The organism is Clostridium magnum DSM 2767 (genome assembly GCF_001623875.1).
GTDB lineage: Bacteria > Bacillota > Clostridia > Clostridiales > Clostridiaceae > Clostridium_AM > Clostridium_AM magnum.
Window position 1 is genome coordinate 38790 of sequence record NZ_LWAE01000013.1, and the last position, 26589, is coordinate 65378.

The 26589-nt window shown below is 31.8% G+C and carries 28 protein-coding genes and 2 pseudogenes; 27 read left to right on the forward strand and 3 right to left on the reverse strand.

The window, feature by feature from the left end; all coding sequences use genetic code 11:
- Positions 1 to 228 precede the first annotated feature (228 nt).
- A pseudogene (locus CLMAG_RS31215) lies at positions 229 to 360 on the forward strand (anaerobic ribonucleoside-triphosphate reductase activating protein); the annotation flags it as partial.
- A gap of 180 nt (positions 361 to 540) precedes the next feature.
- On the opposite strand, the gene CLMAG_RS27590 reads toward CLMAG_RS31215, so the two are convergent.
- Together CLMAG_RS27590 and CLMAG_RS27595 are read right to left on the reverse strand one after the other, a co-directional pair.
- A complete protein-coding gene (locus CLMAG_RS27590; RefSeq protein ID WP_066630396.1) occupies positions 541 to 1518 on the reverse strand; it encodes a ParB/RepB/Spo0J family partition protein in 978 nt (325 codons plus the stop codon).
- A 15-nt stretch (positions 1519 to 1533) separates the two neighbouring features.
- The gene (locus CLMAG_RS27595; protein WP_082832125.1) at positions 1534 to 2520 is read right to left on the reverse strand and encodes an AAA family ATPase; all 987 of its coding nucleotides are present in this window, start codon (positions 2518 to 2520) and stop codon (positions 1534 to 1536) included.
- Between the two features lie 341 nt (positions 2521 to 2861).
- On the opposite strand from CLMAG_RS27595, the gene CLMAG_RS27600 reads away from it, so the two are divergent.
- From CLMAG_RS27600 to CLMAG_RS27675, 17 genes are all read left to right on the forward strand, one after another.
- Positions 2862 to 3905, forward strand: a complete 1044-nt coding sequence (locus tag CLMAG_RS27600; protein ID WP_066630398.1) for a DUF6744 family protein — start codon at positions 2862 to 2864, stop codon at positions 3903 to 3905.
- A gap of 144 nt (positions 3906 to 4049) precedes the next feature.
- Positions 4050 to 4373, forward strand: coding sequence for a hypothetical protein (locus CLMAG_RS27605; RefSeq protein ID WP_066630400.1), 324 nt, complete (start codon positions 4050 to 4052; stop codon positions 4371 to 4373).
- A 90-nt stretch (positions 4374 to 4463) separates the two neighbouring features.
- Positions 4464 to 4964: a helix-turn-helix transcriptional regulator gene (locus tag CLMAG_RS27610; protein WP_066630401.1), complete on the forward strand. Its 501-nt coding sequence runs from the start codon at positions 4464 to 4466 to the stop codon at positions 4962 to 4964.
- A gap of 7 nt (positions 4965 to 4971) precedes the next feature.
- Positions 4972 to 5709: a replication/maintenance protein RepL gene (locus CLMAG_RS33315; RefSeq protein WP_066630402.1), complete on the forward strand. Its 738-nt coding sequence runs from the start codon at positions 4972 to 4974 to the stop codon at positions 5707 to 5709.
- A 215-nt stretch (positions 5710 to 5924) separates the two neighbouring features.
- Positions 5925 to 6677, forward strand: coding sequence for a PASTA domain-containing protein (locus CLMAG_RS27620; protein WP_066630404.1), 753 nt, complete (start codon positions 5925 to 5927; stop codon positions 6675 to 6677).
- Between the two features lie 213 nt (positions 6678 to 6890).
- Complete coding sequence (locus CLMAG_RS27625) at positions 6891 to 7382, forward strand: hypothetical protein (protein WP_066630409.1); 492 nt, start codon at positions 6891 to 6893, stop codon at positions 7380 to 7382.
- A 93-nt stretch (positions 7383 to 7475) separates the two neighbouring features.
- Entirely contained in the window at positions 7476 to 7994 is a 519-nt protein-coding gene (locus CLMAG_RS27630; protein WP_066630411.1) for a hypothetical protein, read from the forward strand.
- Positions 7995 to 8124: 130 nt separating this feature from the next.
- Positions 8125 to 8325 (forward strand): hypothetical protein, encoded by a 201-nt coding sequence (locus CLMAG_RS27635; RefSeq protein ID WP_066630413.1) that lies wholly within the window; start codon positions 8125 to 8127, stop codon positions 8323 to 8325.
- A gap of 84 nt (positions 8326 to 8409) precedes the next feature.
- Entirely contained in the window at positions 8410 to 8994 is a 585-nt protein-coding gene (locus CLMAG_RS27640; RefSeq protein WP_066630415.1) for a hypothetical protein, read from the forward strand.
- A 1013-nt stretch (positions 8995 to 10007) separates the two neighbouring features.
- Positions 10008 to 11813, forward strand: a complete 1806-nt coding sequence (ltrA, locus tag CLMAG_RS27645) for a group II intron reverse transcriptase/maturase (protein ID WP_066630417.1) — start codon at positions 10008 to 10010, stop codon at positions 11811 to 11813.
- A 181-nt stretch (positions 11814 to 11994) separates the two neighbouring features.
- The gene (locus CLMAG_RS32725) at positions 11995 to 12150 is read left to right on the forward strand and encodes a hypothetical protein (protein WP_161487044.1); all 156 of its coding nucleotides are present in this window, start codon (positions 11995 to 11997) and stop codon (positions 12148 to 12150) included.
- A gap of 41 nt (positions 12151 to 12191) precedes the next feature.
- Entirely contained in the window at positions 12192 to 12797 is a 606-nt protein-coding gene (locus CLMAG_RS27650) for a hypothetical protein (RefSeq protein WP_066630419.1), read from the forward strand.
- Between the two features lie 100 nt (positions 12798 to 12897).
- Entirely contained in the window at positions 12898 to 13299 is a 402-nt protein-coding gene (locus CLMAG_RS27655) for a hypothetical protein (RefSeq protein WP_066630421.1), read from the forward strand.
- Positions 13300 to 13325: 26 nt separating this feature from the next.
- Entirely contained in the window at positions 13326 to 13724 is a 399-nt protein-coding gene (locus tag CLMAG_RS27660; protein ID WP_066630423.1) for a hypothetical protein, read from the forward strand.
- Positions 13725 to 13756: 32 nt separating this feature from the next.
- A complete protein-coding gene (locus CLMAG_RS27665) occupies positions 13757 to 14017 on the forward strand; it encodes a hypothetical protein (protein WP_066630426.1) in 261 nt (86 codons plus the stop codon).
- Positions 14018 to 14080: 63 nt separating this feature from the next.
- Entirely contained in the window at positions 14081 to 15178 is a 1098-nt protein-coding gene (locus tag CLMAG_RS27670) for an RNA-guided endonuclease InsQ/TnpB family protein (RefSeq protein ID WP_423231101.1), read from the forward strand.
- A gap of 308 nt (positions 15179 to 15486) precedes the next feature.
- Positions 15487 to 15786, forward strand: coding sequence for a hypothetical protein (locus tag CLMAG_RS27675; protein ID WP_066630428.1), 300 nt, complete (start codon positions 15487 to 15489; stop codon positions 15784 to 15786).
- A gap of 361 nt (positions 15787 to 16147) precedes the next feature.
- Here the strand turns inward: CLMAG_RS27675 and CLMAG_RS27680 are convergent, their stop codons facing one another.
- Positions 16148 to 16741 (reverse strand): Uma2 family endonuclease, encoded by a 594-nt coding sequence (locus tag CLMAG_RS27680; RefSeq protein WP_066630430.1) that lies wholly within the window; start codon positions 16739 to 16741, stop codon positions 16148 to 16150.
- A gap of 676 nt (positions 16742 to 17417) precedes the next feature.
- Here CLMAG_RS27680 and CLMAG_RS27685 point away from each other — a divergent pair.
- The 9 genes and pseudogenes from CLMAG_RS27685 (at position 17418) to CLMAG_RS27725 (ending at position 26544) form a co-directional block, all read left to right on the forward strand.
- Entirely contained in the window at positions 17418 to 18320 is a 903-nt protein-coding gene (locus CLMAG_RS27685; RefSeq protein ID WP_066630435.1) for a hypothetical protein, read from the forward strand.
- Between the two features lie 40 nt (positions 18321 to 18360).
- Positions 18361 to 19212, forward strand: coding sequence for a S1 RNA-binding domain-containing protein (locus tag CLMAG_RS27690; protein WP_066630437.1), 852 nt, complete (start codon positions 18361 to 18363; stop codon positions 19210 to 19212).
- A 55-nt stretch (positions 19213 to 19267) separates the two neighbouring features.
- Complete coding sequence (locus tag CLMAG_RS27695) at positions 19268 to 20218, forward strand: hypothetical protein (RefSeq protein WP_066630439.1); 951 nt, start codon at positions 19268 to 19270, stop codon at positions 20216 to 20218.
- A 184-nt stretch (positions 20219 to 20402) separates the two neighbouring features.
- The gene (locus tag CLMAG_RS27700) at positions 20403 to 21041 is read left to right on the forward strand and encodes an HD-GYP domain-containing protein (RefSeq protein ID WP_066630441.1); all 639 of its coding nucleotides are present in this window, start codon (positions 20403 to 20405) and stop codon (positions 21039 to 21041) included.
- A 164-nt stretch (positions 21042 to 21205) separates the two neighbouring features.
- A complete protein-coding gene (locus tag CLMAG_RS27705) occupies positions 21206 to 22405 on the forward strand; it encodes a hypothetical protein (protein WP_066630443.1) in 1200 nt (399 codons plus the stop codon).
- 409 nt (positions 22406 to 22814) lie between these two features.
- Positions 22815 to 24086, forward strand: coding sequence for an RNA-guided endonuclease IscB (gene iscB, locus CLMAG_RS27710; RefSeq protein ID WP_139264261.1), 1272 nt, complete (start codon positions 22815 to 22817; stop codon positions 24084 to 24086).
- A gap of 263 nt (positions 24087 to 24349) precedes the next feature.
- Entirely contained in the window at positions 24350 to 24967 is a 618-nt protein-coding gene (locus tag CLMAG_RS27715; RefSeq protein ID WP_175562212.1) for a hypothetical protein, read from the forward strand.
- A gap of 33 nt (positions 24968 to 25000) precedes the next feature.
- Positions 25001 to 25420 (forward strand): annotated as a pseudogene (locus CLMAG_RS27720) (GTP pyrophosphokinase); the annotation flags it as partial.
- A 761-nt stretch (positions 25421 to 26181) separates the two neighbouring features.
- Positions 26182 to 26544: a Rad52/Rad22 family DNA repair protein gene (locus CLMAG_RS27725; protein WP_066630445.1), complete on the forward strand. Its 363-nt coding sequence runs from the start codon at positions 26182 to 26184 to the stop codon at positions 26542 to 26544.
- The last annotated feature ends 45 nt before the right edge of the window (positions 26545 to 26589 follow it).

Below are 26589 nucleotides of genomic sequence, written 5' to 3' on the forward strand. Positions count from 1 at the left end.
TCAAGAATAAGCACTCCTAGGAACGGGAGGAAGTGCCTGTCCTATTATACAGTAGTAGGAGTAGCCCAACTCTGGCTACAGGAGAACGTGTAAGACCAATAGTTAAAGACTGTGGCAGTGTTCATCGAAACAGGAATATAAAGAAGCATGTGGCTTTAAACCATGTGAGGTTCACGAAATACTCAATAGTAAAGACCAATATAAGATTAATCTTCTAAAAAGCTAGATGTAATTGTAGATGGTAGGTTTGACGAAAATCTAAAAGACGAGAATTACCTCTACGCTGGATCAACTAATCAACGAATTATTGATATACAAAAATCATTACTCTCTGGAAGGGTAGTAACCATTAAATTTTAAAATATTTTGGGAAGATAAGTTTATTTATCTTCCTTTTTTTATTATAGCAAAAAAGATAGATAAATTGCTGTAGACAGCATGGTTGAGCCATTTGTAAGGAATGGTGGAACTCGGTTCCACCATTTGCTATAAACCCGCATGGTTGAGCCATCTATCAGCATTTATCTATCCTTATTGTGTTTATGAAAGAAATTTAGATTTCACAAGTTTTTCTATTTCTTTTTGCATTTTTAATTTTTCTTCTTTTGAAAGAGCCTTTAGTTTTTCGGCATCACTTTTCGATAGTTTGAATGAAAATTTCATAGAAACATCTGAAGTATCAGCTTCTTTTTCAGTTTCTATATCCTTAAGCATATTTTCAAATAATAAATCAATATTTTTGAAGGTAGTATTAGTCTTAATAGATCCTAAGACAGTTTCTGCTTTAGTACCATGTGATACAACAGAATCAAAATGAGTATTAAAAATGTATTCTTGTTTTTCTTTATTTAATTTAAGTAATTTAAGGGCTAGCTTAAGAGATATATCACCTTCATTTAAAATGCTCTGCCACTCTTCAATTAGATTCGACAAGCTCATATATTTTTGAATTTGTCTTCCGGTAATGTTGAAATCTACTGCTATTTTATCACGAGTTTTTCCTTCACCTAGTCCTAGAGTGTTAGGGCTTTCTTTAACAAGAGTGTATTTTCTTATGATAGATTTATTTTTTTCCATAGGAGTTAATTCTCTTTGTGCCCAGTTACAATCTATAATAATTTGTTCCGCTTCATTATCATCAATCTCTAATTCGCCCTTTATTATAGCAGGGATCTTGTTATAAATATTTATATATTCAGAGTATCCTTTTTCTTCTGCCATTTGAAGAATATCTTTATATGCAGCAACTCTATTATGACCTGACAATATCATATATGTTTTGCCATTAGCACCTTGTCTTTCCCAAACAATTATAGGATTGATTATGCCTCCTCTGTTCAATATACTTTCCTTTAAAGTGGCCATCTTGAAATCGGAGAGGGGAGTGTAGAAGTTCCAACTCTTTGGTGCTGGCTCTAATAAGGCTAAATCTATTAACTGCGCCCCTGGTGTAGTACTTACTTGAATATTAGTTCTAGGTGTGGGAGTATAATTTTCTGATCTTCCGTTCCTATTCATGATTATCTCCTTCCATTAACGTTTTGATTTCTTAACAAATTCTTTTGCTAGTTCTTTATAATTTTTGTCTGACTTTCCGTTTTCAGCCAGAACACTTACAGGTACGTTATTCCATTGGGATTGCTTTATTTTAATATCTATTGGAATAGAACTATCAAATATAATGCTTCCAAAGTGTTCTTCAAGCACTTTATTAAACTGTAAAAGGATGCTGCTTTCTCTTTTATCAACTTTAACCTTAACAATTCCAAGTATATTTAGTTTAGGATTATCTCTTTTACAATCATTGATAAATCCTGTTAATATTTCAAGACCATCAAGTGCAAAAGCTTCGATAGAACAAGGAACCATACAATAATCACTTGTAAGCATGATATTAGAATTTAATAATCCAAGGTTAGGACTTGTATCGATCAATATGTAATCATAAATACCCTTGTCCAAAATAGGTTTTAATAATCGTCTAAACAATGTTTCTCTATATGACTTAGTAGCAAGCTCAGTGTCTATTCTACTAAGACTATAATCAGCCATAATAATATCTAAGTTTTCATATTTAGTTGGTTTTATAAAATTCAATAAAGACTCCTCACGAATTAGAGCAGTATTCAAGTTACATTCTAAATCCCTATCTAGTATACCAAGGCTATGAGTGAGGTTCATCTGCGCATCGCTGTCAATTACAAGAACCTTATATCCTTGTGTTGATAAAATATAACTTAATCCGTTAGTAACTGTGGTTTTTCCGGATCCTCCCTTATTGTTGATAAGAGGGACTACAACAGTATTTCTAAACCCAGGTATGTATACATCAGAAAGTTCAATCTTAAAGAAATCGCATAGCTTTTGAAGTTTATCTTCATCAAAGTCCTGTTTACCTAATTCAAATGAGGCATATGTAGCTCTTGGTACTCCCAATACATCTGAAACAGTTTGTTGGGTTACATCAATCTCAATTCTTCTGTTCTTAATTTTATCATATAGGATTTTTCCTTTAGCCATATACAACACTACCTTTCATTACCAACCTAATTAACATTATCTATAACATAATATTATATGTTAATTGAGGATAAGTCAAAAGAAATTTAAGATTGTTGCAACATTTTATAAAAAAATGTGGTATCTACGGTTTTTTTGCGATTATATAAATAATTTCATACCATGATATTACCAGTATAATATCATGGTTATACCATGTTAATACCATGGTATAACCATGGTATTATAAAAATAAAAATTTATCTATTTCTTTTGAGAAAATACTCTAAATAGTAGTAAACATACTCTACAATATGGTATAATATATGCATAATAATTTTTGATTTAAGGGAGGTGAATGTATGCTGGATTCAGTTAGTATAAATAGCTTAAATAACATTGTAGCAGTAAAAGAAGATAGTAATACAAATATAATTGGGCGGTTAATGTACTTTATGATCGGCAAGGCTTTTATCCCATCAGATATGATTAAACAGATAGTTACACAATGTGGTATTGGTGAGGATTTATTAGCTTCTAAATTTGTAAATACGCATGCTTTTAAATCGGCAACAAAAAGCCTTGAGAAACGAAGAAAATGTGTAGATGGAAAAGGTAGATTGCATCTTTATCGTATAAGAGTTCTAGATAATCAGAAAGAGGCAGATGGAAAGGTGCTAGTTAGAGAGATTAAAAAGGAAACTATAAAAGAGAAAATGAATCCAATGGTTAACCTAGGAAACTTCATCTATAATAAAGAAGCAGATACACTAACAGTTAAGTTAAATCCTGTAACAATAAAAAATGAAATAGAGGGCATAGATGATTGTATGGATTTAAAAGAGGAGTGCCAGAAGATACTTGATCTCTTTGAACTGGCTAAAACCTGTTATAACGAGAATAGATTGGTTACATTCGTAGAAAACTTCATAATGGAGCAGTTAGATGCTTCACCAATAAATGTGCATGGCAAGTTATTTTTTATCCCTAAGTACAAAGAAGCAGAATTAGCAAAACTTGAAATGTTTATGCAGATGATTGAACAAGAGAATTTAATTAGAGAGGGAACAATAACTTTTGCTGCAATCCCTGTAATGTCTGAAGAAAAGTACATAAAGGAATATTCAAAAGAGTTCTATGCTTCATTACAGGAAGAACTAGATATTTTAATGACTAGATTTGACCACTTTATAACTAAAAAAGGAACTGCTTCTGAGAAAGTTATATCTGTCTGGTTAGAAAAATACAATAAGCTCATGGAGAAAAAGAAAAGTTACGAAGAATTATTTAAAAGAAAGCTTGATAATCTAAATGAAGATATTGACCTTGTAGATATGCAGGTAAAGGAGCTAAAAAACAGAATAGACACTGAAAGTAAATTGAAGAAACAAAAAGAAGTAAAGTGAGTTGAATATTGATAATGATATTAAATGTAAAGAACATTAGTAGATGGGTAGGGGATAGGTTGATTTCATAGCAATACAAATAAGTCAACGTTTCCTTATCTAAAAAATTCAAATTTAATAAGAAGTGAGGAGAGGTGAAAGGTTATGAGATTAACATCAAGAGTGGTAGTAACAAATGATTTATATATAGGAAAAACAGGAACTATAATGGATTTCGTAGGAGGATTAAAAAACATATTAGTTGGCTTTGATGATGGGACCAATGGTAAGTTTGAAAAAGGGGAACTTATAGAAATAGATGATATATCCTTTGAAGGATTCTCAAAGGGAATGAAAGTATATGTTTCTGATTTTAATAGAGTAGGAAAAATAGAGAGCATAGCAGAAGGGGAGTACACTATAAAGTGGGGGGATGGAAGTACCTCTGTTGTAACTCTTAATGAGGAAAAAGATTTTGCTGCAGTATAATAGTTCAATACTCTAATAAATTGTAAGGATACATTTTATTATGATATAATCAGATGGATTAAAAAGGCATACAATAAAGGGGTTGAGTAGTTGAGTAATGAAATTAATATTGATATAGAATCAAAGAATATAGATAAAACTAAGAATTTCAAGAAGGATGAAAAGATAGAGGACAAAAGGATCAGAAAACAGTTAGGAGATCCACCTAATAAGATAAGATTTTACAGAAAGAAGTATGGATATACACAAAAGGATTTAAAAGAAAGATGGGAAAAGAGTCAACAGGCAATATCAAAGTATGAAACAGGGGAGTACAACTTAAAGCCAGAAGAAATAAAGAAGGTTTTGCTAACATTCCCTAATTTAAGCTATGATGAGATTTGGGAAACTGGAAGGTTATCAGTATGTATTAATGAAAAGAATCAGAAGCTACTTGAAGGTTATATAAATGACTTAAATCTCGCATTCCCTAAAAATACTACGGAACATGAGAGAATAAATATTATTATAAATCATATTTTAAAGATATTTTTAAGTGGGAATCTTTCTATGGAATTAAAACATAGCCTGGCAGAAGAAATGGAGGACTAGACGATTGATGAAGAATCACATAAAGGTTGGAGGAAAACTGCTACAAACAAATAAAAAGTGGAGTCACCTAAAACAGAAACAAAAGGAATCTATAGCAGCTCTATTAAGGAAATCATATATAAACTTTGTATCTGATAATGGAAGAAAGCCTGATAAAGAAGAAAAGGAAACAATACTTGAAGATGCTTATTTTATAATTGTAGAAAAGGAGATTTGGATACCTAAAGGTGAGGTGAAAAAATACTTCTCCAAAAAAATAATGAGATATGATAAGCAATTACATTCCGTTGGATGTAAGGATTCAGATAGTATTGAAGAAGCGGTAATAAATGATCCTTTAGTGGGAATTACAAAAGGGCTATCTGTTTTAAAAACAAAGGAGTTAATCGAAAATTTTAATGTAGAAGATAAAGAAGTAAAAGTAACCTTTAATGAGCCTATAAAAGCTGCTTTTGTTGAGCCTCCATTTAATGAAAGAGAAGCAATGGATGCTATAAAGACTTTTAATGCTACTACTATAAAAACACTTAACTGTATCATAGAAGAAGTTAGCTCCAATAATGAATTTCCTACTCAGAAATATATTGCTGATGCAATAGGGAAAAATGCAACCACCATATGTAAGTGTATGGCAACATTAAGAAGCTTCAATATAATATATAAAAATGAAGATGGTAAGTACGCTCTTTCTGAAATTAGTAAAATAACCAAGGAGAAAATAGATACAATTGCAACAGCACTATAGAAAAGTATTGTGGCGCAATCGTAATATTGCGACACAACCGTATAATAACTATATCATTTTCAACAACTTTCTTAAATAGAGCCTTTATTTAAAATCAATGGTTAATAAAGTATTTAAAAGTGCTTTAGATGTTGGCAAATATTACAGCTATTAAAATACTAAGAAAAATGATAATATTTACATGAAAAAAACTTTACAATTGTGAGGTAAAAATTGTGAGAAAAAGTGGCGGTAATTGTAAAAAAGATTCAAAAGTTATACTCAGAGGCATTAAAATTTTCATAGCTGTGATAGCAGTTGTACTATGCGTGCCTCAAATACCTTTTGCAGCATCCCAGCCAAAACAGACAACGGTAAATAAAACACTAACTGACATTCAAGGAGAGAATGAAAGTAAGAAGTCTAACGAGGTTACTAAACAGGATAATACTGCAAATTCGGACAAGCAAGTTACTCAGACTAAGGAAGAGGAAAAAGGTAGTGTAGGGAAAAATAGTGAGTCAAAGGATAAAGAAGATACACAGTATAAAGGTGTAGATTTAAGTAACGACCCAGATTATAGAGCTCAGTTAAAGAAGATATATAGCGAAGAAGATTTAAAAAGACTTGATGCGCCAAGAAAGTGGGTAACTATGCCTAATGTTGAGGGTATGACTGAAGCTGATGCCATCAGAACAATGAAATCTCTTGGAATTGTAGTACGGGTGGCTTATGAAGATTATTCAGCGGTTCATGTAAATTTTCCATATGAGGATGGAACCTGCGTTAAGCAAGATATCACAGCAGGACAGCAGTGGAATACAGATGCATCCGTATTTATATACATACAGAGAAAAGATAACAAATTGGAGAAACTGCCAGTTAAAGAAGAGGTGAAAACTACACCAAAATCTGCGGAGACTTCTAAGCATACAGAATCAACTGGGGCTGCCAACGAAGCTGTGCAATTGACAAAATCGAGCAATTAAAAAGTACAGCCCCCTGTATCATCAGTAAGATACCAAAAGTCTTAGTTATTAGTTTATCTAAGGCTTTTTTTGTTTTATAAGAGTGTGGTAAAGAAAGTTTTAATGGATAGAATAGAAAATACTAATTGAAGAATTTTCTTATCAAGCGTATGTATCTAACTCTCAGGATATTTACGCTTCCGTAAATTAAGACGAAGCAAAAGAGAGGATAATATGATAAAAAACAAGTTAAATAATATAAAGAAAACGTACATTTTAGAAAAACTAAAATCCACATGGGATATAGAAAAACGTTATTGGTATCCACTTGAAAAATGTACTAGGGATGATGTCATTTCTTTTGATTCAGAGTATATTAATAAGTCGGTAAAGATAAGTTTCATAAAATCAATTTTGGAAGAACATGGTGTAGTTAAATTATATGAGTTTAGAGAGCATGGATTAGCATATGAAATAGATAATATTTCAGATTATACTTTATGGCAGAGTGATGATTATTTTATGTATAATGAAGGATTTTGGTTTGATGACACTATGAATTGGATTGATGACTATTCAAAAACAGTTCTTGATGAATCTGAATATATCTATGAAGTCTCACAGAAGCACAACAAAAATGGCCTAGAACTATTAAAGAAGGTACAAAAGGAACTTGGTGATAAATATACTATTTCCTACATTTCTTCAGATAGTTATTTGGGGTAGTTCGGAATCTTCTTATATAATCTATCAATCATAAATTTATGATATTTGAATAATTGTAAAATAATGTTCATTGAGTGAGAGGAGGAGGTTATAATGATTAATGATTTGTATAGCAAAATAGGAAGTATATTAAAAGAATGGTGCAAAAACAGAGCTAGTAAAAATGGTGATATTAACTATAGCCCTAACAATTCTGAAGGTGATAGATTTATAGGGTTTTCTACACAGGTTATAGAGAGCATTTTGCCCCCATTAGAGGGTAGCAAAATAAAATGGAAAAGAGGGGTTTATATTTTATATCAAATAGATAGTAAATTTGATCATAAAACGAGAGTTGATACTGTTAATATTTCTTGTGTTATAAATAATGTAGGCCTATCTCCAAGTGGAAAGGAATTTTGTGAGTTTTTGATTACGACAGTTGGTGAGGATATAAAGGAAAATTGGATAACTAAAAAGTTAAAGACATGGAACGTTCGTAAGTGTACAGAAAATGAAGAACTTGAAACAATTAAAGCTGATATTAATAGTACACTTAATAGTATCTTGGAAAATGATATCATTAATTTTGAAAGAGAATTTTTGAAACCAATATTAAAAAAAAATGAATGAAGAGTATCTCCTAATTAAGTCCACGATTCAACATGGTAAGTATGCTCTTTCTGAAATGAGTAAACTAACTAAAGAAAAAATAAGTATAATTGCAACAGCACTATAATGCGAATCATAGGGAGGAGCTAAGATGAGTAAAAAAAATTATGTAACTATCTTAACAGTTGTATTAACATTTATAATTGTTAATTTTATTTATAAATTAACAGGATTTCATTATAGTTTTTCTGAAGGACTATTAAATTTAAAACTGTTAATTGATTTAGGTGTATGGTTGCTAATATACATACCAGTTAATACAATTCTTGATAAAATACTATTGTCCAAGTGAAGATGATTTGACAAAGTTAATAGTCATCGTAATAAATGCAAAGCAATAGGATAATCTAACAAAGTACATTACGGAGGGAATCAAATGACTAAAGGAAATTTATCAAAAATTATACTTTGCTTCACATTAGTTTTAGCTATTTTTAGTGGTTGTGGTCAAGCTACGAAACCAACTAATAAAGCAGAAAATAAACAGGTTGAAGAGAGCGGAAAAGATACTAAGGGTAAAGATATTATGCTTGCGGATATTGAAAAAATTTTTACAAAGGGAATGGTTAAGGCCACTGAAGAAGAAGCTAAAAGCAAGATTGGAGATAACTATATTACTCCTAAATACATACCAGAACGCTTCAAGAACTATGGTACATATATAAGCAAAGAAGATCCTATGGTAAGACAAATATGGTATGATTCCAACAAGCTAGAAATGATTGTTGTTACTCAAATAAAGCATCAAAGTTCATCAGAGCCAGATCGTGAAGAACCTCAAATACTCTTTGCAGATATAGCGGAAGATGGTAAAAAAATGACTGAGTATCACTCTTGGGCTAAATATCGAACTCAATGGGAATTTACAAAGAAGGGCATATCAGTTCAAGGCTATATGCTTGTAAATGACGAAAATAATCGTAATGAATACGATAAAATATTAAAATCATTAAAACAATAATTAATATTCTCCTAGGCTGTTATAAATAGAAGATAAAAAGGATCTCACTCTTTTTTCTTCTGTTTATTTTTTTCTCTTGCATTCTGCAAAATCAAAAGTTCAAGAAGCAGCTGGAATAAATTAGTGATGTTTTTATTATTGTTTAACTCATCATATAGATTGCAATTTTTTATTAAACATATTATAATATTAGTAACAAAATAATTATTTACACAAAAACTTGGTTATCTATTTAATCAAGTGATTTTTACAAATTAAAAGTGCGACAAGAAGCAACTTGTCCTTCTAAGTGTAGTGCTGAGAAATCAGATAACTTAGTTACAGAGTTATTCCCATCCGAAACTGCGATTGAAGTAATTCAATGGTAGGTTGCATGAGGAAAAGCCTAATGTATATCTTAGTGTTAAGGAATACAGGGCAAGGGAAAGAATGACATGGTTAATGAAAATGAACCCTTACAAGCATCGTAATGTAAAGCCAAGGAAATAGCACTGATACCATGGTCTAATGGCAGAGAAAAGCGAAATTTTTAAGTCGCTACGTTGTAACCTAGCCATCGGTGTAAAGAGGGAACCTAAATCATTCATATCTACACAAAGTTGAACTTGGTAAGCCCGTTAGTGTCCATTTGCAAATCTTGTTGTACTATGTAAACAATGACCAATGGTTTCTGTTAACTTATTGGGATTGTGAAGTTCTATATATTTAGAACTTCCACAAATAACAAGGATTTATACAAAGGTAGTGAGATTTGAGCATATATACAAATCTCTATTTGTGTTTTTTTGCAAATGGTAAGTCGAACAATCCTATGGAGAGGGAGAACCAATCCTCTAGCGGGTATAGGATGTTAGAAAAAGCGAAAGCCACTAAACCGAAAGGTAACGGGAACGGACATAACCGAGTGGATAGTATCTGGTGATACGACCTGAAAGGGTGCTGACTTCTAACTGGTGTACAACATGGTAATAAAACGAAAAGTAAATACTCCACAGAAAGGGAGGTAATGTGCGATGAACGCTTCAGTCAGTCAACAAAGAACATTCATCAAGAAGTCCGCTGTATCTCCTACCTCTTGGGACAGTATTAACTGGAACAAGATACAAAGGTATGTGGAGAAATTACAGCAGCGGATATACCATGCGGAAAGTTGTGGTAATAAACGAAAGGTCAGAGACCTCCAGAGACTATTGATGAGAAGTGAATCAGCTTTATTGTTATCTATCAGACAGGCAACACAAATCAACAAAGGTAAAAGAACCGCAGGAGTAGATGGATACAAAGCTCTCACTGAAAGAGAAAGAATGGCACTATACAACAAAATGAAAAACATGAACATTATGTGCCATAATCCAAAACCAGCTTATAGAACTTATATTAAAAAGAAAAACGGTAAGCTAAGACCTCTTGGCATTCCTACTATTAAAGATAGGATATATCAGAATATCGCTAAACTAGCATTAGAACCTCAATGGGAAACAAAATTTGAACCAGGTAGTTACGGATTTAGACCCAAGAGAAGTTGCCAAGATGCCATTATGGCAATATACTGCAAAGTAGGAAAGGCGAACAGTAGAAAACAATGGATATTTGAAGGAGACTTCCGAGGCTGTTTTGATAACCTAAACCATGACTACATTTTAGAACAAATTAAGGATTTCCCTGCATGCGATATTATTAAGAAATGGTTGAAAGCAGGTTTCGTAGACAATAACGTATTCAATGAAACTGAATTTGGAACACCACAAGGGGGTATAATATCTCCACTTCTAGCTAACATAGCATTACATGGTATGGAAGCTGAATTAGGAATCACATACAAGGTCATGAACAAAAAACGTGATGGACTTGTCCACGAAAACAGAGGAACTAAAGCTGTAGTAAGATATGCAGATGATTTTGTTGTCATATGTAGTAGCAAGAATGAAGCCGAAAGCATATACGAACTACTTCAACCCTATCTTGACAAAAGAGGACTAGAACTAGCCGAGGACAAGACAAGAATTACCCACATTGATGAAGGATTTAATTTCTTAGGTTTCAATGTAAAAAGATACAAAGTCACAACATCAAAAAGTGGTTTCAAGGTCTTAATTAAACCATCAAAAGAATCCATAAAAAGGGCTAGAAAAACAATATCTGAGACAGCCAAATCATTAACTGGAAAAAATGTTGATATACTTATAGGAAAACTAAACCCTATCATATTAGGAATAGCAAACTATTGGAGTACAGAAGTTTCTTCAAAGGTATTTGGCAGCTTAGATAAACATTTATGGGATATACAATATAAGTTCCTTAGAAGGCTACACCCAACTAAGGGTAAGAAATGGATTGTAAAGAAATATTACAAGAAAGATATGTATGGACAAAGCAAGAATAAATGGATTCTAACTGGTCCCATATCTGGAAAACAACTCACTAGATTCTCATGGAGACCTATAGTTCGGCATGAACTTATCAAATTCAATAACAGTCCTTTTGATAAAAACCTTAAAGAATACTTTGAGAGAAGGAATATCAAAGAATTTGAAAGGGATAATGTTGCTTTAAGGCAGAAGCTTGCTAAAAAGCAAAGTTACAAATGCCCACTATGTGGATATTCAATTATTGATGGCAAAGAAGGACTAGAAAGACATCATAAAATCCCAAAAATAAAGGGAGGAAATAACACAATCAAAAATCAACAACTAGTTCATATTAGTTGCCATATTGACCATCATAGATTACATCCAGCCAAAGGAACTCTACCTACAGAAGCTCAATTAAGAGCAGAAAAGAAATGGAGAGTTAAAGGTGGAAAAGTAATCAGAAAATAGTTTATTAACGCAATCACCGAGAAATGTATGCTTGAGCCGTATGTGGTGAAAGTCACAAGTACGGTTCTTAGGCGGGAAAGAGGGAGTAATCCCTCCTACCTAGCCGACTTTTAATCAAGCTATGAGGTATTTTCAAAGATGCGGGTTAAAGGTGTCTGTCATAAGAGGGAAGTATTTCATTATGCCTTTCACAAATGAGGAATTGCAATATCAAGAAACGGACATATCTCAAATTGAAGAATTGAGAGTCATCTTGAATTTGAAACCACATATGTGTGCAGATACAAGTGAAGTAGTTAAATCAGCTAAGAAATATGGATTCACAGCTATAAGATAAAATAAAAAAGGATTTATGCAAATTAAAGGAGGAAAAAACAAATGGGATCAACAAATTTTTGCAAATCAATTACCGCTAAAACAGCAAGTGAGGGCTTTGATTATTTAGTAGAAGAAGCAGAGCATGAATATGGACACGATAGTTATAATGGGACAATCAGCACATGTTCTCTTGGAAGATGTAGAAAGCAGTTTGATAAGCTGACTAAAACATCATTAAAGGAGACAGAAAAGCTTGTAGATAAGCACCTTAATAATGCTTCTAAACATGTAGCAGATTACATTAATTGTGGTTTAGAACGTATGGTGTTAGTAATAGTTGAAAATAACAGAGGACAATATACGAAACCAGTTTATAAAGAACAATATTGTCTTTATATTGGTAAAGATAAATACCCTTATGATGAAAGGTTGCTAACCCAAAAAGATACTTTGAAAGAAGCTAAAGAATATGCTGGCAAGTATGCTCTAAAAGAGGGTAGACAAGTTACAATTCGCAAAGAGAGAACTTTAGTAAAAGGGGAAACTACCGTAGCTGAAGTTGTTATCAAGAGGAGAGTAATAAAAACAATACCTAAAACTCTAAAACCTAATCAAAAGATAGAAAAGTATTATAAATTCGTATACTTTGGTTGGGCAAGCTGCTAGTAGTAAGTTTTATGCAAATAAAAAATAGATACTGAAAAGTAATAGGGAGATAAGAAAAAATCTTGTCTCCCTAAGGATTTAAGCAAATGGAGGTCTTTATATGAATATGTTTGATGTTGCCTTTGATTGGTATGAAAATGAGCTAAAGAAGGAAAAAGCTTTGAAAGAAGAACTAAGAAAAATCCAAAAAAGGGATGAGGCAAAATATTTTGTAAAGAAGTGTCTTTATAAAATGCAATGCACCTACCTGGATAAAGACTATGAGAAGGATTGTAAAAGAGTAGCCTATCTAGAGCTTAGAGATTATATACCTCTAAGTGATATAAATAAGGTTATCTTAGCTTCAGTAATAGAAACTGATAAGCTAAGTTACAATGCTAGACGATATGCTGAAACTCTTAGTGAAAGCTCTATTCCAGACACTCAATATCAAGTTCTAAACTCTGAATCTTCATGGGAGGACCTGATATATAAGATCATAGGTGAGTATGAAGGTCAATAAGTTTTATGCAAATGGAGGAATGTAAAATGGGAAAAGCAAAATTTTCACCAAGTACGATATTTACTAAAGCAATGGATATATATTTGAGAGATGAAAACATCACAATTGAGGAAATGCTTAAATCAATGCAAGGTGTGGAGCTAAGACTTAAAGCTGTAGCTTTTGCTCTAAGAACAATGTTGTCTTATCATGGCTACAGAGTTGAATCTGAAACAACGGATACATCAATTATATTTAAGTGTGCAGGAATGCCTTGCCATGAGATTGAAGATAAACAGCTTTTAGGAACACAAGATGTTAGGTCTTTCTGTTTTAAGTTAGTAATTCAGTGGGGTGCAATAACTACTCAACTTGACCGTATGGGACAAGTACCTGATGCTGATATTAAGGATACTGAAAAAATCCAGACTGCATTAGTAATATAGTAAACCAAGGATTTGAGCAAATTTTAGGAGGAATGAAAAGTGGAAAAGAAAACATTAATTATATATATATCTTATGCTGTGAGTTAGCAGAAAAAAACGTACCTTTTGGTAAAGGTAAAGAAATAATGACGAAAGCTTTAAATAATGATTTATCTTTCTTAGAAATAATCCTAGATGAAGCATCAGAATCTTTTACAGAGCTTCATCCAATCGTGGCAAGGATACTCCCGCTTCAAAAAGTAGGGGAGGAATTGCCACTTTTTATCTCACTTTCTAATATTGAATTCCGTTAAAAAACCGTTATACTATAATTAGTAAAAGGAGTTGGTATTATAGAAATAACTATAACTTCTAAAATACAAGTATATCCTACTAATGAGCAAATAGAAATTTTAAAAGAAACTATGTTTCAAATAAGAAAAGCCTTAAATTATATATCTAAATATATCTTTGATAATAATTGCTTAAATCAAAAGAAAATAAATGCTGATACTTATTATTATTTAAGAGAAACATATGATTTAAAATCTCAAATGGCTCAAAGTTGCATGAAAACTGCTATTGCTAGATATAAAACCAATAAATCCAATGGCCATGATTTTACTTTAGTGCAGTTTAAAAATTTAGAATATGACCTTGTTTGGAATAGGGATTATTCTTTAAATAAAAATATATTCTCTATAAATAGTCTGCAAGGTAGACTTAAAATACCTTATGAAGCTAAAGGTATGGAAAAGTATTTTGATGGTTCTTATAATTTTGGTACTGCTAAATTAGTATATAAATACAATAAATACTTTTTGCACATTCCAATGACTAAAGACTATCCTCAAACTACACCTTTTGAAATCAATAAAATCGTAGGTATAGACCTTGGTATAAACTTTTTAGCAACTACTTATGATAGTTATGGCAAAACCGTCTTCTATAATGGTAGACATATAAAGGCTAAAAGAGGTCACTATAAAGTCTTAAGAAAAGACCTACAAGAATGTGGTAGTAAATCGGCAAAACGCAGACTTAAATCCATTGGTTCAAGAGAAAACCGTTATGTTAATGATATTAACCATACCATTACAAAGGCACTCATTGACAAGTATGGAGCAAATACATTATTCGTTCTTGAAGATTTAACTAACGTTAGAATAGCTACTGAAAAAGTAAATATTAATAATAGATATGTTTCTGTATCTTGGTCTTTTTATCAATTTAGGCAAATGCTTGAGTATAAGGCTAAAATGAACAACTCAATGGTTGTAGCAGTTACTCCTAAATATACAAGTCAAGTTTGCCCTAAATGTGGTCACACTGAAAAATCCAATAGAGATAAGAAAAATCATATCTTTAAATGTAAAAATTGTAGCTATCAATCTAATGATGATAGAATTGGGGCAATAAATCTTTGGAGAAAAGGTCTTGAATATATAGAAAATAACTCCAAAGAGCATAGTTAGTAAACTTGCTATGTTGCGGTGTTGTCAATCACCGTATCGTAACATACATTTGAGATGGGAGGATAATATCCGCATACCATGTGTAGTAGAGTTACAAGCCCCCACTTCAACGAAGTAAGTGGCGTGGTATTGACAAGATTACTGATAATGATAGGAAGATCATAGTAGAAAATCTGCTAAAGGAAACTTATTTAATGCTGGATTACAATGATAAAGGATATAATTCATCCTTAACATTCAGAGAAAGAGATTTGGCTAGATATAATTCTACAATAAAAAGTGTTACCATTTGGGTACTGTTAGCTTAATTGGGGGAAAGTCGTTCACTTAAAAATGAATTTGCATCCTTCAAAAAAGACTATAAAGCTTATGCTTCTAAGCACTTAGGAGTAATAGCAAAAATGCTGGACACTTCTGATACAGCAGATCTAGAATCAGAAGTACAAAACAGGATAACTGTAGCACAGGGGCTTATCGAAAAGTACCAAGAATTATTAATTACAGATATAGACTTAAGAACTGCTTGGGAAAATGATAAGATTATTAGTATAAATACTTTTCCAATGACTGAGCAGGAGCAAGAAATGTTTCATCTTGCGGTAGTATAATATAAAAAGGCTGGCGAAATACTCTAACGGGTTTACTTTAGAGGTGCAAAACTTAAAACTACAGTGATTTTTACAACCATTTTTGCAATAGAAAAAGCATGTTAATAATTTGAAATGACATGCTTTTTTATATTTGATTATTTAGTTGTTAATGAACAATATAAGAAAAAAATGCGAATTAAGTTATTCATTGACCTTAATAAACTTTCTAATTAGAGTTGTCCTATTGTCATGAGTGGCACTGCAATACACATATATATCCCAAAACTTAATCGGAAGGAATATAGAAAATAAAGAGACAAGCATCTAATTATGGGCTTGCCTTTTTTAATTTTAAATAATATAGAAACAGAGAGATAATTCACTTAAGGATATCGGGCATATAATCAGTAGAATCATTTTTAAATATTTCTACTAAATCAAATTGTAAATCAGCAAATACTACGGATTTATATGTATCCTCTTTAGAGTATTCATTTACTAGAGTATAAGCTTTAAAGTCACTAATTAGCTTATATTGCTTTACTATATCCTGCTCCTGGTCCACAATAAGATATTCTCTTACCCCTATATATGCATAATCATCTTTTTTATTACCTTCATCATTAGAAGCGGTTGCTGGGGATAGTATCTCAACAAGTATCACTGGAACTCCATTATAAGTGTCCTTATCAAAATTATTATCACATTCTATGAATACATCAGGACTTACTATTCTTCGTCTATATTTGCTATGAACTCTTACACCAACATTTGCTCCATGAGTGCTACATTTAGTCCCATTTGTAAACTTTGCAAACTCTGCTTCAATTTTACGTCTTATTCTCTCATGCTTGGGTGAAGCAGCCTGCATATAGATTACTTTACCGTTACAATATTCAGCTTTTGCAGAATCATCCATTGCTAAAAATTCTTCTTCTGTTATAGCCACATAATTATTGTTTTTTAATTCCATATAAATCACCTCTTTATTACATTATACCATCTTTTTAATTCTTTTAAGTTGTTTTTAGCAACAAGTATTCACTATCATTATATCCTATATAAAAACGTAATGGCAATATTTACTAATAATTGTTGACGAAACTATAACTTTTGCCATAGTTTTTACACTCATTTTTACAAGCACTTTTGCGGATGTAAAAATTTATTACATCCGCTTTTTGCACTGCAAAAAACCTTGTAAAAATTATTGTAATTTATAAGTAAAACAACCTTAACCCTTTGACTTAGAACAAATAAATAGAGTGCTAAAATCACTACAATTTCGCACTCAAAAGTTATTGTATTTTTCCTGTTTGCACCACTAAAGTAAACCCTTTAGAAATACTCGCTGACCTTTTTATATTGTTTTAAAATACAGAAAACTGGGAATCTAATGTTACATATCCATTAACTTTGATATATGCTATATTGCAAAACCCTACTATAATAAGTGTAAATGGTTTAATAGAGACTTAAAGGTAAATACTAGGTTCAAAAAATATGTTTGGAAAGATAAACTATGTGATTTTGTATAAAATTATATAGAAAGTATTGTATAAATAATTTTATTGTTTTATAATACATATATAAGTTAAATACAAGGATAAAAAATAACAATTTATATATACAGAGGTGATACAAGATTGATGGAGATATTACAAAAAGATAAGGAGATATTACAAAAAGATAAGGAGATATTAAATAAAGAAAGAGAAAAAAACAATCTACCAGCTCCAGTAAACTTTGATAAATCTCGAATCACACCAGAGCACATAACGAAATTACTTCCGCTACTACAATTACCCTTTGAAGAAAATGCAATAGTCAGAAGAGAAAGAGATGATTTTGTTAGTAAGGGAGTTCCTCTATCCATGCAATTAATGCGAGTATTTGAAGTCTTTGGAGCAGATCATATTAGGTTCGAACATGATGTAGTTGAAAAGGATATAGTTAAAAGAGAAGGTAAAAGTGACATGCATTATTACAAAGTATATGTCAAACTGAGCATTGGTAACTGGACAATATACAATGAAGATAACTGTAAACCTTCTTCTACATTTGTATCCTATTATGAGGTAGAAGGAATAGGGTACGGAGGACATACTTCCTTGGGAACTGCTGAAAAAAATGCAGTAGCCAATGGTAAGAAAGAATGTCTAAAAAATATGGGAGTGCTTGCATATCTATATGTTGAGGGTGAATACAGTGGTGAAGGTAATTCTGATATAGATGATGTTGGAGTAATAACTCCAGCCCATACATATCCTGTAACCAAAATAGTGTTAAAGGATAAGCCAATAATCAATGAAAATGCAGTTATATTTTTAAAAGGTAGGGCATTAGATTCGAGTACTAACTCTGAAATAGAAATTATTATTTATAAAGAAAACCCACAAATGAAGGAAGAACATCAGAAGATGATTGACAACTTAAAGCAGTATAAATCATTACTAGTTGCAGGGCGAGAGCTACAGGTAGAGTACATGGAAGGAAACGTAGCTAGACCTCAATATATAATTAGAAAATTAATCTTTACAAATAAAAAATAAGATTTAACAAATTTAAATTCAAGGAGGAAGCCTTAACAATATGAATAGATATGCAAACCAAATGAAGCCTGAGGAAATAATATTAGGACTAAATGGAAATGATAATGCTACAGATGCAGAGATTTTAAAGGAACTAAAAAATGCTATGCATACAAATAAAACTCTAAGTGGTTACTGCATACAATGTGATGAAGATGGTTCGTTAGAGATACAGCTAGGGGAGAGAATCAAAGGTATCATAGCTAGAGAAGAAGTAACTTATAGAGTAGAAAAAGATGGTCTTGTTCATTTAGGAAAATGCCAAGGCAGAGTAGGTTTATATGTACCATTCAAAGTTAAGCATATAAAATTGGAGGAGGATGGAAGCGTTACAGCTATCCTTTCTAGAAAAGAAGCAGTAGAGGAAGTACGCCAAAGATATGTTAGAGAGTTAAAAGTTGGTGATGTAGTAGATGGAGTTGTAATAGGAATTCAAGGCTATGCAGCTTGGTTAGATATAGGTGGAGATGTAAGCGGTATACTATCTATTAGAGATATTACAAGAGTACCAATAGCGCATCCTTCTGAAATTCTTAAAGTTGGGCAGGCAGCAACAGTAGTAGTTACAGAAGTCGAGCCTAGGCCGGAGGGAGGATTAACTATTTCTTTCAGCAGAAAAGAGCTTTTACCTAAGTTTGAAGAAATAGATAAATACTTTAAACAAGGAACTACTGTATTAGGAAGAGTTAAGAAGATTTGGGATACTGGAGTTTTTATCGAGTTAAGTGAGGCATTCGAGGGTTTAGCTGATTTTGTCCCTGGAAAAACGTTCAAATATGGAGATAAAGTGAGAGTGAAAATTGAACTTATTGATAAGAAGAGGACTAAAATTAAGCTAAGAATTATCGGATAATAAGTCAAGACCACTCTAGCGGTGGTCTTATTATTTTTAAATACAGGAGGATGCAATGGATAGTTTATTTACTTCAGATGATAAAATTAAAGTAGTAAAAAGTCCTTTCAGTGCCTACGAAAATGAAGGTGCAAAGTATGATGGACAAAATAGAAATGTAAGATTAGAAGAAGTAATATCAAGAGTACAAAGGAATCAAATAAAGGCATATGACTATCTGATCCTAGAAGCAGTAAGTGAATTAGAATTTGCTACTAGCAGAATGGTAACTCAATACCTGCTTCTGAGAAATGTAGAAGATATAACCCAAGAAAAAGTTCATAGAAGGTTGAAATTCCTAAAGGATTGCAAGGTTGTTGGAAGGTATCTATTCTTTAATGAAGAAACAGAAACTAACTTAAGGATATATTGTTTAGAGAAGCATGGTAAGACATTATTACTGGGCAGAAACTATCCATGTAAGTGGAAGCCAACGGACAGTATAAGAGTTGGAGATATGAAGTCGATTCTGGCTAGAAATCAGGTGTTAATGGCTTTTAGGGTAAAGGTAAAGAATTTGGCATCATATGAAATAAACCCATCAGTCAAATTAGTAAAGTCAGCGAACATCTTTAATCCTCATTTACTAATCACATTAGATGTGCAGGGTAAAAAAGAGGAAATATTCTTTGAATCAGTGAGGAGTTATCAAGGATACAGAGAGAGTGCTATTGAAAGACTAAAAAAATATGAAGAATATTATAATTACTTCACACCTACTGCCGATAAGATGGAGCCACCTAAATTTATTATAATTGGTGAAGATGATATTCACCTATTTGAGATATTCAAATCAACTCTAAAAGCTAATATTAATTTTAAAGACATGGGTATTATTTATACTCATGACTTAAGAGTTTTAGATAATGAAATAAATAAGAGCTTTATAAGGTTTGATATGAAATCTGAAAATGGGAAAGCTAAAGCAAAATTAACAGAGTTAAATTACGCTGCAATACAGCTTTAATCTAGGGAGAGGTGATGCAAGTTTATTAGCATTAACCTCTTTATTTCTTGAAATATTAACGATATGCCTTTATAATTGTATATATAATCATAGGGTGGGTAAAAGTAAATAAAATTATTAATTAAGTCAAAAACGATTATAGTAAGTAGTAATTGGAGGTTACTTTAATAAAGGGAGATAAGCTATGGAGAATATAGTTGCGAATGTGCCAAACAATGTAGTGAGTTTTTTATCTAGCAGCAGGAATTTTTCAACTGAATTATTATTTCATTCATTTAATGTTGCTCTCTTAGCTCGGAAGATAGGGGAGAGTAGTGGGTTAAGCAAGTCAGAGGTAGATGAACTATTTATGCTAGGCCTTCTACATGATATAGGAAAAAGCGATACTCCTGATGAAATATTATTTAAACCTGGGGCACTTAATTCAGAGGAAAGAGAAATAATGAAAGCTCATTCGATAGAATCAGAGAGAATTATGTTGAATATAAAAGGGCTTTATTTCGATAGTAATAAGTCACAAGAGTATGGAAAGATACTTAGAGGACACCATGAAAAGTTTATCGGTACTGGTTATCCAGATGGTTTAAAAGGTGAAGAAATACATTACATGTCTAAGATACTGACCATAGCGGATATATTTGAGGCTATAACCTCACCTAGAATATACAGGAGATCAATTATTTTAGATCCTATAAAGCTGATGGATGAAGAAGCTGGAGTATCTATTGACCCATATTTATATGAAAATTACGCTAAAGATGTACTGCTTGATTATAAAAACGAAAGATATACTCAAAATATCCTAAGAGGTCATATTATCTAATGTAAAAACTTTTGAAACGATTGTATATATCATTATATAGTTTGACAAAACTAAACAAATACAATACAATTGTATATATATAGGTATAATACACCAATAGTATTTTTTTATTTAAGTGATAAATTAGATATAGAATATATGATTATGATTAGGAGGGTTTAATTATGCCCGAAATGAGTATTGGGGAAATAAGAGAGCATACGAAAAGATATACAAAAGAATTGATTCCAAACACTATACCAAATAACATTAAGATTTGGAGAGAACAATTACACAAGATTCCTGTAAAACAATTAGCGGATGAGCTATTGATAGATAGAAACTTCTTAACTGCGGTGGAAGCTCAGGATAAGAATTTCAGTGGAAAGACAACGATACGATATATAAAACATTTTTCTGATAAAAATAAAAGAAAATCTCATATGAATTTTTACGCTATGTATGATGTGCAGAAAAAATGTATCTGTGACACTACAGATGAAAAGTTTTATATAGCAGATTGTGTATTCACAATGTCATTGCAAGATGCACGTGAATTATATGAAAAACAAAAGACTAGGAAAAAAGAAGATCCTAGTATTGATGATTTAATAGAATATATATCTGGTAGGAATCCAGTAATTGAAAAACACTTAGCTCAAAAATCAGATGAATTAGAAGCGAAGTTTAAAGAAGAGGATAAGGATATAACTGATCCTGAGAAGTTAAGTGTGGAGTTTAATGAGTATAGAGTTGTTAAGAGCAAAGTTGAAGATGGAAACATGGTACTTAGCTTAGAAGCTATCTTTAAGAAAGAATTTGAAATAAAAGACCATGAATTTGATATTAATTTTGCTAGGGATGAAGATAAAGAATTAACTAAAATGATGATTCATATGGGCTATGGTGAAGAAATAGCAGCCCTTGAATATGATGTAGATGATGACTTTATCAGTGTAGTAAACGGAAAAGTAATATTAAGCAAAGAATATAAAATACCAAATGGAAGAGATATAAGCGACTTCTACCTAACAGATACCTTGGATATTAACCAAAAAGAGGGTGAAGTAGAGGTTAAGAAATCTGCTGATGGAACACCTAAAAAAGTTAAATTTAAGGCTGTTAGACCTTCTATTAATAATTTTAAGAGATACCGTACTCTAAATAATAAAACGATAGAAGAAATGGCTACATCAATCGGATTGTCTTACAATGGATATTTAAACTTAGAGGTGGGTGCTCAAAAAATTAGTACGAAGATAATGTGGGGAACTTGTAAAAGTTTAAGAATTCCGCTAGAAACTATATTAAACATTGACGAATACTATGAACGCTATTGCAGGCATACAAAGATAAGAAAAAGAAGCTCCCATGAAGAAGAATAATTGTATGTGGAATAAGTAGTATGTAATAAAGTTGAAATAAAAAACATGGAGTTAATGCAGTAAATTTTTCTGTATCAATTCCATGTTTTTTGTTTTAGAAGGAAAATTAATTTATATGAAGAATATCTAAGGTAAAAGATTGGGTGGCTAGACTTCGATTAATGTTTATGTCAACTACCCCCCTCTTATAGAAGAGGAGGCTTGTAGGAATAATCCTACGAAGTCTTAGTTGTCTAGCCTAAGTGTTCACTCACTACGTTGGATTGCATGTAGAAACCCAAAAATGATACCCAAGTTTTTGGCTCTTTCGTGGCTCTGTAAAAGTTCTAAGGGCAAGGAACAGTCAACCACATTGTGAAGGCTTTCCAACATTGGCGAAGGGTAAATAACTCTGAAAGGAGAACGTAACTTGAGAGTATACGTTATTAATCAAAGAAAAGAACCATTAATGCCGACATCTCAAAGAAAAGCAAGAGTGTTGCTAAAACAAGGGAAAGCTAAAATACACTCATATAATCCTTTTACGATTCAACTATTATCATCAACAGGAGAAACAAAACAAGATATAACTCTAGGCGTAGATGCTGGTTCTAAAACTATAGGAATTTCAGCAACTACTAAAAAAGTAGAATTATATTCTGCTGAATTGGAATTAAGAACAGATATAGTTGAATTATTATCAACTAAAAAACAATATCGAAGAAGTAGACGAAACAGAAAGACTAGATATAGAAAATCAAGATTTCTCAATAGAGTGAAATCGAAAAATAAAGGGTGGTTAGCCCCATCTATTGAAAATAAAATTCAAGGTCATTTTAGAATCATAGAAAAAGTTAATCAACTACTACCGATAAGCGAAACCATAGTAGAAGTAGCAAGTTTTAATATACAGAAAATAAATAATCCTACCATACAAGGGAAAGAGTATCAGCAAGGAAATCAATTGGACTTTTGGAATGTTAGGGAGTATGTGTTATTTAGAGATGGTCATAAATGCCAAGGTAAGAAAAATTGCAAAGGGAAGATACTAAATGTTCATCATATAGAATCAAGAAAAGTAGGTGGTAATGCACCTGCTAATTTGATAACACTTTGCGAAGATTGCCATAATGATTATCATTCAGGAAAGCTAAACAAGACCTTCAAACGAGGAAAAAGCTTCAAGGATTCTACATTCATGGGGATAATGCGTTGGACCTTTTACAACAGACTAAAAGAAATATATCCTAATGTAAAAATGACATATGGGTATATAACCAAAACCATAAGAATAACAAATAAGTTAGAAAAGGCACATAGAATAGATGCAAGATGTATAAGTGGAAATTCATTAGCTAAAGAATCAGATGTTTGGTATCATGTCAAACAAGTTAGAAAAAAGAAAAGAAGTCTCCATGAAGCAGTAGCTAGAAAAGGTAGAAAAACACCAAATAGACAATCTAAAAGAAATAGCAAAAACACTAAAGAAATAATATACAAAGAAAAGAAGTGGTGTTTATATGATAAAGTCAAAGTAAACGGAGGTATAGGTTTTATATCGGGATTTAGTGGGAACATGGTATACGTACAAGACATAGATGGAAAGTATATTCAACTATCTCCAAAGTATAAGCAAATAAGCACAGATAATATAGAATTAATAAATAGAAATAATAACTATATATGCGAATGTATTGCCTAAAGGCAAGTGCTATCCACCTACCACCTAAGAGGATGGGAGAATTCCGCACAGGAGGTTAAATGGATTAAATATAATAGAAAGGCATGAACTACTCATTGATTATAGAAGAAGGAGCGTCCTATAGGCTTAAAAAGTTACAAGGGTAACGGTTGAAAAGGCTATTATAAAAGTATATTCATTATAATATGTAGCTTAAATAAGAACTGCTTTAAGTAATTATTTTATTATAATAGTGAATATAAAACTAGAAAGAGGTGAATATAATGCCTAAGAAAAAATGCCCTGCTTGTGGGTCAACTGACACAGTAAAAATTTTATATGGTATGCCAACATATGAAGCCTTTGAAGAAGCAGAACGAGGTGAAATATCTTTAGGCGGCTGCTGCATTTCAAATAATGATCCAACTAGACACTGCAAAACTTGTGGACAGGACTTTGGCGGTGGTGATTTGTTTCCTTTGTTTGAAATGAATTCTCTTGAGTTTTTTGTGGGAGGTTATTTTGGTACATCTCATTTTATATACATTGATGGAAAACGAAAAAATAAAGTAATAAAGTACGCAAAAACTCCAGGTGGAATGTATGCTGATTTGAAACATCCTAAGAATGAAATAAATCTGTATCCAGATATAGTATTAAAAGAAATACCTTTGACATCAGAACAGTGGCTTGCTTTTATAGAAGAACTAACTTCTTTGGAAGTAGCATGTTGGAAAGATAAATATTATGATAATGATATATGTGATGGAACACAGTGGGAACTTGTGATAAGATTCCCTCATCGTAATAAAATCAGCAAGTGTGGCAGCAATGAATATCCACCATACTGGAATAAATTTATTAAGATTATGAAGAAATATATAGGTGAAAATATAGGTTAATATTTTAATTAGTTTATGGAGGAAGGTGTTAATATGCTTGAAAAAGCCATACTCATAGCAACAAATGCACATCAAGGACAAATTGATAAAGCTGGTAAACCATATATATTACATCCACTACGATTAATGTTTTCAAGAATAAATGAAACAGAGAGAATATGTGCAGTGCTTCATGATGTAATTGAAGATACAGATATTACATTAGATTACTTAAGAAATAAGGGGTTTTCAGAAGAAATATTATCTGCTTTAGATGCCTTAACAAGGCGAGGAAATGAAAGCTATGATGAATTTATAGGTAGAATTATAAATAGTAGAATTGCCAGTCATGTAAAGCTAGCCGATCTATGTGATAATATGGATTTGACAAGAATCAAAAATCCTACAGAAGAGGATTATCAAAGAATAGAAAAATACCGAAAAGCCGCAAGGAGAATACTTGATTCTCTTGAAGAAGACGGGGATGAAGATTTCATTAAGACAAGAGAAATTGAAATAAATGGATGTGTAACAGTTCCTGAAAGTTGTTCAGAGGATGAATTTTCAGATAAATTTATTGATTTTATTGAGAGGGATTACTGGTCATTTGGAGGCGGAATAAGACATGTAGAAAAGTAATTGCAGTAATGTACTAATGCTTCGGGAATTCTTTTTTCTGTTTTCCTATTATTATGAATACTTCTCAACTATATATTTCATAGATATTATAATATCTTCAATAAAGTAATGCAAACTATATGATGAGAAAATCAATAAAATAGATTGCATTATTTTAAAGCTGATGATATAATAAAAACATAAATATTATATAAAACCCCAAGCTAGTTTTTGTATTAAGGCTAGCTGCTAAATGCAAATTTGACTTTTTTAAGCACATATTAAAGATTTTTACAAATTAAATAGAGATTTTAGCAAATCCGTAAATCTATAACCGCAGAAGGTATAGACTTAGGGATTTTTTATTTTTCTCTAGTAAACCCCAATGCAACCTAATACGTTACATTAGAGTTTATTAATACATAATACATACATAATATTATATTTTGTTTGTTGATGTGTTTTTAAACTAAATGTAGCGCCGGGAGGCAATTAATGTAGTATCGCGGGACTTTCCCACGAACCTACAAGGTGGCTTGCTGCTGGGCATCCCAGTTCAAGAATAGATTTTTGCAAATAAAAAAAGGATTTAAGCAAATTTAAAGGAGGTTGTCAACATGACAATGGTATCAAACGTAGAAAAATTAGAGAAATTAGAGGCAAAATTCACTTCTGATGATGTAGAGTGGAGAGTAGGATCAACAACTAAGGATAAGTCCAAGGGAATGGCATTACCCTATATAACTAATAGGGCAATACAGCAAAGATTAGACCAAGTTGTGGGAAAAGGTTACTGGAAAAATAAATATGTACCTTGGCACAATGGAAGTCAACTTTGTGAATTGAGTATTAAAGTAGTATATGAAGATGGTTCCTTTGAATGGATTGATAAGATTGATGGAGCAGAATGTTCCGACTTTGAAGCTATCAAGGGAGGATTATCCGATTCAATGAGTGCGACAAGAAGCGACTTGTTCTAAAAGTATAGTACTGGAGCAATCCAGTTACCTTAGTTACGAAGGTAT